This window comes from Lentibacillus kimchii (genome assembly GCF_055381965.1).
This window is the reverse complement of sequence record NZ_AP043934.1, coordinates 1047219-1059848: the sequence shown is the minus strand read 5'-3', so window position 1 is coordinate 1059848 and position 12630 is coordinate 1047219. Positions and strand designations below refer to the sequence as shown.

11 protein-coding genes are annotated in these 12630 nt (G+C 43.8%); 2 read left to right on the top strand and 9 right to left on the bottom strand.

Annotation, left to right across the window (positions count from 1 at the left end):
* Positions 1-72: 72 nt before the first annotated feature.
* From ACZ444_RS05755 to ACZ444_RS05740, 4 genes are all read right to left on the bottom strand, one after another.
* A complete protein-coding gene (locus ACZ444_RS05755; RefSeq protein WP_382357616.1) occupies positions 73-1014 on the bottom strand; it encodes a metal ABC transporter solute-binding protein, Zn/Mn family in 942 nt (313 codons plus the stop codon).
* Positions 1015-1350: 336 nt separating this feature from the next.
* Positions 1351-2295: a metal ABC transporter solute-binding protein, Zn/Mn family gene (locus tag ACZ444_RS05750; protein WP_382357617.1), complete on the bottom strand. Its 945-nt coding sequence runs from the start codon at positions 2293-2295 to the stop codon at positions 1351-1353.
* Between the two features lie 43 nt (positions 2296-2338).
* Complete coding sequence (locus ACZ444_RS05745) at positions 2339-3199, bottom strand: metal ABC transporter permease (protein ID WP_382357618.1); 861 nt, start codon at positions 3197-3199, stop codon at positions 2339-2341.
* Positions 3199-3942, bottom strand: a complete 744-nt coding sequence (locus ACZ444_RS05740; protein WP_382357619.1) for a metal ABC transporter ATP-binding protein — start codon at positions 3940-3942, stop codon at positions 3199-3201. The genes ACZ444_RS05745 and ACZ444_RS05740 overlap by 1 nt, the downstream gene beginning before the upstream one ends.
* Before the next feature lie 407 nt (positions 3943-4349).
* On the opposite strand from ACZ444_RS05740, the gene codA reads away from it, so the two are divergent.
* Positions 4350-5597 carry a cytosine deaminase gene (codA, locus tag ACZ444_RS05735; RefSeq protein ID WP_382357620.1) on the top strand — a complete coding sequence of 416 codons (1248 nt, stop codon included), beginning with the start codon at positions 4350-4352 and terminating at the stop codon, positions 5595-5597.
* A 106-nt stretch (positions 5598-5703) separates the two neighbouring features.
* Here the strand turns inward: codA and ACZ444_RS05730 are convergent, their stop codons facing one another.
* The 5 genes from ACZ444_RS05730 to secG all read right to left on the bottom strand — a co-directional run bounded on the left by ACZ444_RS05730 (position 5704) and on the right by secG (position 10713).
* Positions 5704-6327 (bottom strand): DUF3298 and DUF4163 domain-containing protein, encoded by a 624-nt coding sequence (locus tag ACZ444_RS05730; RefSeq protein ID WP_382357621.1) that lies wholly within the window; start codon positions 6325-6327, stop codon positions 5704-5706.
* Positions 6328-6437: 110 nt separating this feature from the next.
* Positions 6438-7154: a phosphatase PAP2 family protein gene (locus ACZ444_RS05725; RefSeq protein ID WP_382357622.1), complete on the bottom strand. Its 717-nt coding sequence runs from the start codon at positions 7152-7154 to the stop codon at positions 6438-6440.
* Positions 7155-7343: 189 nt separating this feature from the next.
* The gene (gene rnr / locus ACZ444_RS05720; RefSeq protein WP_382357623.1) at positions 7344-9533 is read right to left on the bottom strand and encodes a ribonuclease R; all 2190 of its coding nucleotides are present in this window, start codon (positions 9531-9533) and stop codon (positions 7344-7346) included.
* A 51-nt stretch (positions 9534-9584) separates the two neighbouring features.
* Positions 9585-10331 (bottom strand): alpha/beta hydrolase, encoded by a 747-nt coding sequence (locus ACZ444_RS05715; protein WP_382357624.1) that lies wholly within the window; start codon positions 10329-10331, stop codon positions 9585-9587.
* A 148-nt stretch (positions 10332-10479) separates the two neighbouring features.
* On the bottom strand, positions 10480-10713 hold the full coding sequence (secG, locus tag ACZ444_RS05710) for a preprotein translocase subunit SecG (protein WP_382357625.1): 234 nt from the start codon (positions 10711-10713) through the stop codon (positions 10480-10482).
* 200 nt (positions 10714-10913) lie between these two features.
* On the opposite strand from secG, the gene ptsP reads away from it, so the two are divergent.
* Positions 10914-12620, top strand: coding sequence for a phosphoenolpyruvate--protein phosphotransferase (ptsP, locus tag ACZ444_RS05705; protein WP_382357626.1), 1707 nt, complete (start codon positions 10914-10916; stop codon positions 12618-12620).
* The last annotated feature ends 10 nt before the right edge of the window (positions 12621-12630 follow it).

Here is a 12630-nt window from a genome sequence, read left to right as displayed (position 1 = left end):
TCAATGCCAACTGACTATGCTGCTCATCACGTTGCTATAAGCGATCTCTTCTGGATTTAGACCGGAACAACATCAGTTATCGGTCAGACCAGTATAAATAACGTCGAGATTATAATTTAAATACTTAATGTAAGTATCGGCCTCTTCACCCTGTGCACCGATTTCACCCGAGTAAATGGGTTTATCATAGATCGGCACACCGGATTCATTGGACACTGTTTTCATTGGTCTTTTATCGTGATTTGATTCGACAAACAAGGCAGGCGGCGCATTTTTTTCAATGAAGGCTACAAGGTCTTTTATTTGCTCCGGTGTGCCATTTTCCTGTGTGTCGATTTCATACAGATAGCCTTCTTTGAAACCGTAATGATCCGCTAAATATTGATAAGATCGCTCACTTGTAACAAGAATACGATCTTCCTCTGGGATGTTCCCTAATTTTTGATCATAATCCTGTTCGACCTCTTTCAAACGATCCATAAACTCATCACCCTGTTGTTTGTACGCATCTTCCCGGTCGGGATCAGCTTCAATCAAAGCATCGCGGATATTGGCAGCCATTTTTAGACCATTGTCCGGATCAATAAAATCGTGCGGGTTTTGTTCTGTTTTATGATCACCGCCGCCAATATATAGCGGTTCAATACCTTTTGAAGCGGAGAAAACATGAGATTCATCCTGCCCAACGGCGTCGATCATTTTGAAAAACCAGCCATCTTCGCCGCCTTCCAGATTCAATCCATTATACAGAAGCACATCAGCATCTGCTGCCTGTTTATTGTCTTCAGGAACTGGTTCATAGTCGTGTGGCTCCGTTCCGGTTGGCACAAGATTATGAACCTCGACATAATCACCGCCAATTTGCTCTGCCATATCCTTTAGAACGGTGAATGACGTGACCACCTGCAGCTTATTATCAGCACTCTTTTCTGAATCACTGTCTTCTCGGTCCCCGCAGGCAGTCAGCAATAATATACTGAATATAACTGATGCTAACACTAACGTTTTTTTCATGCTTGATCGTATACTCCTTTAGGCCATTATATAATGGCTATATGCTTCCAATGTGTACACTTCCAATGGCTATACGGTTCACACTTGTCCAAGGCTTTGCTGGGCAGACGACATATGCCAAAATAAAAAACCGGCAGCAGAGCTCCGGATTCATTTGAAAATGCATATCCCAGATGGACAGCCATCGGGCTGGAATACACTCACTTATTCCAATAACCATGCGATTTATTTTAACAGATATCGCTTACTAAGCCAATTCAAATCTCTGACTGCCAGCCATCTCTCTAAAAAATAAAAGCCTCCTTTGTCTGCCAGCAGGCAAAGGAGGCTTTTATTTTAGCGGGACAGCCCATCATGAAGGATATCAAGATTATAATTCAGATACTTAACGTAGGTATCAACTTCTTCACCCTGTTCACCGATTTCATCAGAGTAGATAGGTTTATCATAGATAGGTGCGCCGGACTCATCAGATACCGTTTCCATTGGTCTTTCATCCACATTTGACTCCACAAATAAGGCAGGTGGATCGTTCTTTTCAATAAAGGATACGAGGTCTTTGATCTGCTCCGGTGTACCGTTTTCCTCTGTATCAATTTCGTAAACAAAACCTTCCTTCATGTTGTAATGATCTGCTAAATACTGATAGGCCCGCTCACTTGTCACGAGGATACGATCTTCAGCAGGAATGTCGCCTAGTTTTTCACCGTAATCCTGTTCAATTTTTTGAAGCCGGTCGATATAATCATCGCCTTGTTTCTGATACACATCCTCTCGGTCAGGGTCAACTGCAATCAGCGCATCACGTACATTTTCTGCCATCTTAATGCCATTATCCGGATCAATAAAATCGTGCGGATTTTGTTCTTTATCATGTTCACCGCCTCCGATATACATTGGCTCAACACCTTCTGAGGCAGCAAACACATTCGATTCGTCCTGTCCAACGGCGTCGATCATTTTAAAAAACCAGCCGTCTTCTCCACCCTCAAGATTCATACCATTATACAGCAAAAGATCAGCATCTGTTGCGTTTTTAATATCCTCAGGAAGCGGCTCATATTCGTGCGGGTCTGTTCCCGTTGGCACGAGATTGTGAACGTCAACATGATCGCCTCCAATTTGTTCAACCATATCCTTAAGAATGGTGAATGAGGCAATCACCTGCAGCTTATCATCATCACCCTTTTCTGCCCCGCTTTCTGATGCTTTTTCTCCTCCACAGGCAGCCAGCAGCAACATACTCAGGAGGACGACGGCTGCCAATATAAATTTCTTCATTATAAAAATCACTCCTCATTAATCACTGTCAAAATACGTTTAATTAGTTGCCAAGACTTGCACGTCGTCTATTGGCGCGCAGCTTACGCCAGACAATACCCTGTTTAGGGGCAAACAAAAATGCCAGAAGAAATAGGCCAGCTGTAGCCATAGCGATAATAGGTCCCGAAGGCAGATCAGTCATATTGCTGATATATAGCCCGATGACCGATGAAAGTGCACCAAAAAATGCTGCCAGACCAATCATCTTTGATAATTTGTTGGTTAACAGATAGGCTGTTGACGCCGGTGTAATAAGCATCGCCACAACAAGAATGACACCGACAGTCCTGAGTGAGGCAACGGTTACAAGCGTCAAAAGCACCATAATACCGTAATGAATCAGACGTGTTTTCAATCCATATGCTGCAGCCATCGTCTCATCAAAACTGGATATAAGCAGTTCTTTATAGAAAAGAAACACTGACACCAGTACGATAATACCGATGACAATTGTCAGCCACATATCGGACGGTCTTACGGCGAGTACGTTACCAAACAAGATCTGTTCAAGATTAGTAGCACTTTTGGCAACTGTGATCAGGACGATCCCCAGTGCAAGAGCCGTTGAGAAGACAATACCGATGGAGGCATCACTTTTAACACGACTGTTCTGATCAATAACACCAATACCCAGCGCCGCTAAAATGCCGACAACAACAGCACCATAAAAATAGTTAATGCCCATCATATACGAGATAGCAACACCAGGAAGAACCGCGTGGGAAATCGCATCACCCATCAAAGCCATACCGCGCAGGACGATAAAACTTCCAACAATGCCACATATAATGCCAACGATGACAGATGTGATAAAGGCCCGGCGCAAAAACTCGTAGTCTAATAGATCCTGGATAAAATCCATTACATGCCACCTCCCATACTTCCAGCCATAGTAAATGGCATTCCATAAGCCTTTTCCATATTTTTCGCCTGGAACACCGTCTGAACAGGACCGGCACCGTACAGTTCTTTATTGATAAGAATCAGTTCGTCAAAATACTCCTTCACTTTGGACAAGTCATGGTGCACAACAAAGATAGTCTTACCCTGCTGCTGCAAGTCTCTCAGCATGTTGATAATGACTTCTTCGCTTCCAGCATCAATCCCCACAAAAGGTTCATCAAGAAAGAAATAATCGGCATTCTGCGCTAACGCACGTGCAAGAAACACCCGTTGCTGCTGTCCGCCTGACAATTCGCCAATTTGCGAGTTAGCAAATTCTTCCATGCCGACCTTTTCCAGACACGTTATAGCCCAATCTTTATCGGACTTCTTCGGTCTGTGAAATAAGCCAAGTTTTGGGTATGTGCCCAGTAATACAGTATCTTTCACAATAATTGGGAAATCCCAGTCGATATTGGAGCGCTGCGGAACATAGGCAATCTGCTTGCGCATCTCCTTCAGAGGCCGGTCACCGATTGAAACACTCCCTCGATCATGCGGTATCAATCCAAGAATGGCCTTCATCAGTGTTGACTTGCCAGCCCCGTTCGGTCCAAGGATGCCAATTAGATTGCCCGTTTTAAATGAGAAACTGACATTCTTAAGAACTTCCTTGCCGGAATAGGACACATGTAAATTCTGAATCGTTATCCCCTCATTCATTCGTTCACCCTCCTAAAAAATGTGTTTATTTAAAAAAATTTCACATCTGATATAAAGTTTCCTTCGTGCAACTTTTAGTCATTATAATATATTTCCCTGTGGAAGTAAACACTTTTAACATAAACTCGCAGCTACCGTTAGTTCATGCTGAACAATGTCTTTTGGTAGACCATAATGGCTAAAAAGAAAAACTAGATCAGAAATACAGCAGCGAAAACAAAATGGCTGCATACAAGAGCCTTCTGTGATTTTGAAAGCATTCCCCCATCAGGCATTGTTTAAACGAGCTTGTATTTTTACCCGTAAGTAAATATGCTAAGATAAAACGTGTAACATTCAGCCAATAAAGGTGTTATCAGCCAGTTACATGAGCTAACAAGCTTGCAAACAGAGGAGGATTGAGGAAAATGTTGTTAACGAATGCTAAAATCTATGGACGAAAAGGCAAATGGGATATCGCTGTCCAGGAAGACCGCATACAAGCAATTACAGAATCTGATGACAATACCCAGGCAAGTGACAGCCATACGCTTGATCTTGAGGGAAAAATGGTGCTCCCTCCTTATGTCGAACCACATATCCATCTTGACTATGTCCTGACAGCTGGAACACCAAGATGGAACAAAACCGGCTCCGTTTTTGAAGGGATTGAAATTTGGTCTGAAAGAAAGCAGCTGGTGCAGGAAACAAAGGATGACATTAAAAAACGAGCCAGACAAGCAGTCAGAATGCAAATGAAACACGGCGTCCAGTATGTCCGTACACATGCTGATGTGAGTGATCCCAATTTAACAGGATTAAAAGCCCTGCTTGAACTAAGAGAAGAAGTCAAACCCTATATGGCTATCCAAGTTGTCGCTCTTCCACAAGAAGGTCTCTACACAAAACCTGACGGTGAATCACTGCTTATCCAGGCACTCGAAATGGGGGCAGATGTCGTCGGTGGCATCCCGCATTATGAGCTGACACGCGAAGATGGTGTCCATTCCATTCATAAAATTCTCGACCTGGCGCAGGAATACGATAAACTTGTTGACATTCACTGTGATGAAATTGACGATGACCAGTCCAGGTATGTGGAAGTGCTGGCTGGTGAAGCCCTGAAACGAAATATGGGATCCCGCGTCACAGCAAGTCATACAGCAGCCATGGCTACTTACAGCAACGCATACACCTATAAACTTTTCCAGACACTGAAAAAAACTGGTATGAGTTTTATTGCATTGCCGAAAGCCAATCTGCATTTACAGGGACGGTTTGACAGCTTTCCTGTCGAGCGCGGCGTCACACGTGTCAGAGACATGCTTGAAGAAAACATTAATGTTTCTTTCGGACTTGACTCCATTAAAGACCCCTGGTACCCGCTGGGCGACGGCGATATGATGAGTGTGGTCGACACTGGACTGCATGCCTGTCATATGACCGATTATGATAATATCGTCACAGCACTTAATTTAGTAACGGTTAACGGCGCGAAAACACTCGGCATCGAGAAGGATTATGGTGTAGAAGAAGGTCATCAGGCCAATTTAATCGTTATTGATACAGACTCCGAATATGAAGCAATCCGGACACAGGCACCAGTGCTTTACTCCATCCGCAATGGCGAGATTATCGTTGAAACAAAACCAGCTGAAACACATATGCCCTTTTAAATGAACTATGAAGAATCATAACCATAAAAAACGGAGAAGTCACTGCTTATTCGCAGTTTTCTCCGTTTTTGGCAGTAAAAGGCAACACACAGAATTGCTGTTCTCTCTAACCAGTGCCTGCCATGCGTCCGAACGGTCCATTCTCCTCAACAAGATTCTGCACATCATAAACAGATACCGGAAACATGGGTGCCCCAATATAGCCCGGGGTGATCTCATAAGGCTGAAAATACAAAACAAGCGCTTTATCCGCTATATAGAACATCTGATTAGGAGCTATTCCTGGAAAACCATGCAACAGCGGTATATCTCGTTTGTCAATTTGCCTTTGCACATTTTGAGAAAGAACCGTGGTGTAATGGCTGCCCGGCTTAAACAGGTCCTGAAGGCTGAAGCTTTTACCAGTATGTGTATCAAACGTCAATGATGCCATCAGACTAAGTCCATTAGCATGCTGATAAGCGATGGCATAATTAGTCAGTGTCAGACTTAGAACATGCCGTTGATTCGTTTTAATTTCAAAGGTTCCGATCATTTCTGTAAAAGCATCCGTATTTTGCTGATTGTATTGCTGCTGTCTTAAAACATGTGCCATATCAAAGATTGCTTGATTAATAGACTGCTGCGCCTGACTGTTGGGCAAACCAAAAACCTGCGGATAATAAATTGTTGTCCCCTGCTCTTGCATAACCATGGTTTGTATAGCAACCGGCAGTGCCGACTGAAGCATTTTCCATCATCCTTTACATACGTATTTATATCAGTCTATGCAACGGATGGGATAATGTCCCTGGGCAAAGTCCTCCTCTTTCATTCTCTTGATGTCTTTAAGCAGGCAGATCACGACTGACGTTTTCTTTCTCTGACAAATAGCTTACTTTTATCATGCACATTCACCTTTTGCAGAAGATTGCGCAACGGCTGCAGAGCTGGCAAATAAACGCCAACGGATATAAACACAACAGCCATTCCATATAGAAAACCAGCTAAAACGTCAGAGGGAAAATGAGCACCCAAATAGATACGCGTGATTAACAAAAAGACAATCCATGCCAATGTTAGTAATCCGGCAGCAAGTTTCTTCCAGGTTTGTCTTACAGTAAGAACAATCACCAGACCGATTAGTCCGTAAAAAATCGTAGCAGCCAAACTGTGCCCACTGGGAAAACTCTCGGCAGTCTTGTCAACCAGCTGTAAAAATTGCGGCCGGTCCCGATCAAATATGACTTTCAGAATCTTTCCGATAATGGCTGCACACACAAGTATTGTGCCGCCTAACCATAATCCTTCTGCATAATGGCGTTTATAAAACAGGACGATAACCATAACAACAGTCAGCGCGATAATCAGTCTGATATTGCCAAGCTGGGTTATCTGCGTGATAAAAGCCGTTTTACCTTCAGAGACAATTCCCTGAATCCGCTCAATCCAGGACATATCAAAAGATGTTAACCAGCTCGTATCAAAATAAACGCCCCATGCCACAACGCCAAATAGTAACAAGCAACTAATACCTATTAGGATGAGAGGTATAGCTTCCAATTTTCGTGAATGCATCGTTGTAACCCTCTTTCGTTAATAGACTGGCGTAACATTATCCGTATCGCCCAAATACGCAAAACACGCATAAGCTATGTATAACATAGAAAAGCGTGTTTGTCCCGCATCCTTTTCAAACAGAAAAAGTGCTGACCTATAAGCTGATCAGCACACATCCGAAAAATGCGATTCGCTATCCGAGCCTGTTTACTTTTTAACTTTTTTTGCCTTGATTTTTTTCCTGGGTTTCTTATCAGGCTGTTTCGTTTCGACAAGTTCAAAATCAATAACACGTTCATCCGTATCAACTTTGGCGACACGCACATCAACTTCCTCGCCGATTTTGTACATATTTCCGGTGCGCTCACCGATCATCGCATGATTGCGGTCATCATAGTGATAATAGTCATCGGTCAGATAGCTGACATGCACCAGTCCTTCAATTGTATTTTCCAGCTCAACAAATAAACCAAAACTCGTGATAGAACTGATAACCCCTGTATATTCCTCGCCAATTTTATCCTGCATAAATTCGGTCTTTTTCAGATCGTCTGTTTCCCGTTCAGCATCAACCGCCGTCCGTTCTTTTTCTGACGAATGCTTAGCAATTTCCGGCATCCGATCCTGCCAATGCGAGATGGTTTTCTGGCCCATCTGCTTATTAATCAAATAGGTTCGGATCAGCCGATGAACTGTCAAGTCCGGATAACGGCGAATTGGCGATGTGAAATGTGTGTAAAAATCGGCGGCCAGTCCAAAATGACCGATGCTTTGCGGGTCATATTTTGCCTGCTGCATTGAGCGCAGCATTAATTTGGAAATAATCATTTCCTCCGGTTTGCCTTTAACTTCCTCAATCACTTTCTGCAAAGCTGCCGGATGAATCTCATTAGCCGTTCCCTTAACCGTATAGCCAAGACCCGCTATAAAATCGAAAAAATGCTGCAGTTTGCTTTCATCCGGTTCCTCATGAATGCGGTGCAAAAACGGAACACCCATCCAATGGAAATGTTCAGCAATGGTTTCGTTCGCCGCCAGCATGAATTCCTCAATCAGCCGCTCAGCAATCGAGCGTTCGCGCAACACGACATCCTCCGGTTTGCCGGTATCATCGACAAGCACTTCAGCCTCTTTAAAATCAAAGTCAATAGCACCGCGGTTCATACGTTTTGTGCGCAGTATACCGGCCAATTTTTCCATCGCTTCAAACATCGGAACAAGCGGCTTATAGCGTTCACGCAATTCCGCATCCTGTTCAGCCAGAATACTGTTAACATCGTGATAGGTCATACGTTCACTTGACCGAATCACGCTCGGAAAGATTTCCTGGTTCACCACTTGGCCTTTCGCGTTGATCTCCATTTCGCACCCGAGTGTCAGCCTGTCCACATTCGGATTCAACGAGCAAATGCCATTTGAGAGGCGGTGCGGGATCATGGGAATCACCCGGTCAACCAGATAGACACTGGTCCCGCGTTCAAAAGCCTCCTGATCTATCGGCGAATTTTCATCAACATAATAACTTACATCAGCGATATAAACGCCTAATTTATAATGGCCGTTCGGCAATTGCTTAACCGAAACAGCATCATCCAAGTCTTTTGCATCCGCCCCGTCGATCGTAACGATCTGTTCATCTCTTAGGTCACGGCGCCCCTCTAAATCAGCAGGTTTAATATCTTCCGGGGTATGAGCCGCCTGATCAAGCACTTCGTCAGGAAAATCGACTTGGATGCCATGCTTATGGATAATTGATATGATATCGATCCCCGGATCATTTTTATGACCGAGTATGTGGATAATTTCCCCTTCAGCACTCATTTGGCCTTCCGGAAATTTCGTGATATGGACAATAACCTTATGGCCGCTCACGGCACCGCCTGTCCTATCTTTTGGAATAAAAATATCATTTGGAATACGTTTGTCATCAGCAATCACAAAACCAAACGACTGATTGTCTTCAAATGTTCCAACAATTTGATGTGTCGCTCGTTCCAGAATGCGGATAACGGTTCCTTCAGGTCTGTTGCCAGCGTCTCTGTTCCATTTTTCAATCCGAACCATAACCAAATCATTATTCATAGCAGAAGCCAGATCTGAATGATGAATATAAATATCTGAATGGGCGTCATCGTCCGGTATTAAAAACGCAAATCCTTTGGCGTGCATTTGGAGGCGGCCGCGGATAAGATTCATTTTTTCCGGAAGCCCGAAACGATTTTTACGGGTTCGAACAAGCTCACCCGCCTCTTCCAGACTATTCAGAGCCTTAACCAGCTCCTTAAAATCCACCGAACTCTGTAAATTTAAAGCTTCTTCCAGTTCATGCACAGCAAGCGGTTTATCATTGTGGTTATTAAAATAGTCACGCAAACGCTCCTGCATTGTCTCACTCATTGTCTCACCTTCTTTCTATAACGTATTATTCACGTCTTAGACATTTTATAATCATGTTTGCCAATCAAGTGTCTCTAAAAATTGATAAATATCTTCAAATAACTGTTCTTTTTCCTGGCCCATCGTGATGACATGACTGGACGCTTCATACCATTTGATGTCTTTCTGCTCAGATTTAAGATTGTTATAAATATAAGATGCACTGTCTGTGTTGATCATTTCATCCTGTCCCGCCTGTGCGACAAACGCTGGAACATCGATCAAACCGACCTGGCTGCTCACTTCTTTTACCAAGTCCGCCAGATCCGAAAACATATCACGCGAATCATCGATAAGTTCCTGTACTTCCTGTTCAATGATATCGGTATCCTTGCCTTCCAGCTCTTTAAATTGCTTGGCCTTAAAACGAAAGCCTTGTGTCAATTCTTCCTCATTATCAAAAAACATGGGTGCACACATTGAAACAATTCCTTTAACCTGTTCCGAATACGCCAGCTTTAAGCCAAGCACACCGCCGAGTGACAGCCCGGCAACGGCTATTTCATTGTATCCTAATTCCTTCAGATGATTAAAGGCATTTACAACATCTTCCCACCATTCATCCGCATTCGCTTTCACCAGTTCTTCAGGCGCTTTCCCATGACCCCTGTAAATGGGGGCATGACTCGTATAGCCTTTCTTTTCCAAAAAGCGCCCGAGCATCCGCACATCTGCAGAATGTCCGGTGAAACCATGCAATAGCAATACTGCGCGGGGGCCGGCTTCAAACGTAAATGGTTCTGGCAGTTTAATTTTCATAGCTTATGTCATCTCCTTCTGCGGTTTCGGTCTTATATAATACACCCTTAGTATCACACATTTACAATAATTAAACCCTCATCACACACTGCGATAAGGGTTTCCGGTTAAAGCTGTGTTTTATCCGAAGAAAATCAGCTTCCTTTTATCATTGAAGGATATAGCCGCTCAAAAAGGCCAGCAGGAAAAACAGAACACCGGCAACAATCGTTGTCCGGTGCAGAAAGTAATCCGCTCCCCGCGCCTTTTGTTTACCGAAAAGCTGCTCAGCTCCTCCGGATATGGCACCGGAAAGTCCTGCACTTTTGCCTGATTGCAATAAAATTAAAACGATCATAACAATAGCATCGATCAATAGCAGTATATGAACTAAAGCCTCCATCCTCAATATGCACCCCTAACATTAATACGTCAATACCTATTATTAGTCTAGCACAACTGACTGAATCATCGCAAGTTTATCTTATGTTAAATATGCCATTTAACTGCCCCGCTTTGCAAGGACGAATGGTTGATTCGCGGGTGCCTGACCGTGTAAAATACTAGCTGGACTATATTATATCGAAGGGTAGGTCACATACAATGATTGAAGGAATTGCGGCATCAAATGGCGTAGCAATAGCAAAAGCATATGAACTTGTGACGCCAGATCTGACCTATGAAAAACGGTCAATCAATGACCCCAGCGAGGAAATTAAACGGCTGGAAAATGCACTGGCTACAGCTAAAGACGAACTGGAAAAAATCCGTGAACACACCCGGCAGACAATGGGTGAGGAACACGCGGAAATTTTCTCGGCTCATTTACTCATCCTGGATGATCCCGAGATGATAACCCCGATTAAAGATAAAATCACAAATGAACAAGTCGACGCCGAAACGGCACTGGATGAGACAACCAATAGCTTTGTCGAGATATTTAAAAATATGGATAACGCATATATGCGTGAGCGGGCAGCTGATATTCAGGACGTCACCAAGCGCGTCATGGCTCATTTGCTGGAAGTAACATTCCCGGATCCCGCATTAATTGATGAGGAAGTTATTGTGATTGCCAGCGATTTAACACCATCAGATACTGCCCAGCTGAACCGAAAATTTGTCCAGGGCTTTGCTACAGACGTCGGCGGGCGTACATCTCATTCGGCGATTATGTCCCGATCACTTGAAATCCCGGCTGTCGTGGGCACAAAAGAAGTGACTGGCGCCGTTAAACAAGGAGATATCGTTATTGTTGATGGCATGGCCGGCAACGTCATTGTGAATCCGACTGATGAGGAAATAGACACCTATAAAAAGAAACAGGCGGATTTTGAACGTCAACAAGAAGAATGGGCTAAGCTAAAAAATGAAAGCACGCTGACAGCTGACAATCAACAAGTCGACCTGGCTGCCAACATCGGAACACCTGAGGAAGCTGACAATGTTCTGGAGCATGGCGGTGAAGGCGTTGGTTTATACCGCACAGAATTTTTATACATGGGTAAAAACCAATTGCCGACAGAAGAAGAACAGTATGAAGCTTATAAAGATGTGCTGGAAAAAATGGGCGATAAGCCGGTTGTTGTCCGTACACTGGATATCGGCGGCGATAAAGAATTGAGTTATTTGGATTTGCCTGAGGAAATGAATCCATTTCTAGGTTTCCGGGCCATTCGTTTCTGCCTGGAGAATCAGTCTATTTTCCGGACACAGCTCAGAGCCCTTCTGCGCGCCAGTTCTTATGGTCATTTAAGAATCATGTTTCCTATGATTGCTACATTGGAAGAATTCCGTGATGCTAAAGCGATCCTTCTTGAGGAGGAGCAAAATCTGAAAGATGAAGGCCAAACAGTGGCTGACGATATTGAAGTCGGCATTATGGTCGAAATACCATCAACAGCTGTTATCGCTAAGCAATTTGCTAAAGAAGTTGACTTTTTCAGTATCGGAACGAATGATATGATTCAATATACAATGGCTGCTGATCGCATGAACGAACGTGTCTCGTATTTATATCAGCCTTATCATCCGGCTATTTTAAATCTGCTCAGCAATGTGATTGACGCAGCCCACGCAGAAGGCAAATGGGTTGGCATGTGCGGTGAAATGGCTGGTGACGCAACGGCCATCCCAGCGCTGCTTGGTCTGGGTCTTGATGAATTCAGCATGAGCCCGACATCCATCTTGCCAGCGCGGACACAGATCCGCGGCTTGTCCAAAGAAACAATGACCTCTTATAAGGACAACCTGTTATCAATGGGGACGGCTGAAGAAGTTATCGAATTTATTAAGGATAAAACGGAATAATAGCTGAACG

Coding starts and splice junctions, on each gene's coding strand:
- ACZ444_RS05750 (WP_382357617.1), bottom strand. CDS start 2,295: ATGAAGAAATTTATATTGGCAGCCGTCGTCCTCCTGAGTATGTTGCTG.
- rnr (WP_382357623.1), bottom strand. CDS start 9,533: ATGAGTGAGACAATGCAGGAGCGTTTGCGTGACTATTTTAATAACCAC.
- ACZ444_RS05715 (WP_382357624.1), bottom strand. CDS start 10,331: ATGAAAATTAAACTGCCAGAACCATTTACGTTTGAAGCCGGCCCCCGC.
- ACZ444_RS05755 (WP_382357616.1), bottom strand. CDS start 1,014: ATGAAAAAAACGTTAGTGTTAGCATCAGTTATATTCAGTATATTATTG.
- secG (WP_382357625.1), bottom strand. CDS start 10,713: ATGGAGGCTTTAGTTCATATACTGCTATTGATCGATGCTATTGTTATG.
- ACZ444_RS05725 (WP_382357622.1), bottom strand. CDS start 7,154: ATGCATTCACGAAAATTGGAAGCTATACCTCTCATCCTAATAGGTATT.
- ACZ444_RS05740 (WP_382357619.1), bottom strand. CDS start 3,942: ATGAATGAGGGGATAACGATTCAGAATTTACATGTGTCCTATTCCGGC.
- codA (WP_382357620.1), top strand. CDS start 4,350: ATGTTGTTAACGAATGCTAAAATCTATGGACGAAAAGGCAAATGGGAT.
- ptsP (WP_382357626.1), top strand. CDS start 10,914: ATGATTGAAGGAATTGCGGCATCAAATGGCGTAGCAATAGCAAAAGCA.
- ACZ444_RS05745 (WP_382357618.1), bottom strand. CDS start 3,199: ATGGATTTTATCCAGGATCTATTAGACTACGAGTTTTTGCGCCGGGCC.
- ACZ444_RS05730 (WP_382357621.1), bottom strand. CDS start 6,327: ATGCTTCAGTCGGCACTGCCGGTTGCTATACAAACCATGGTTATGCAA.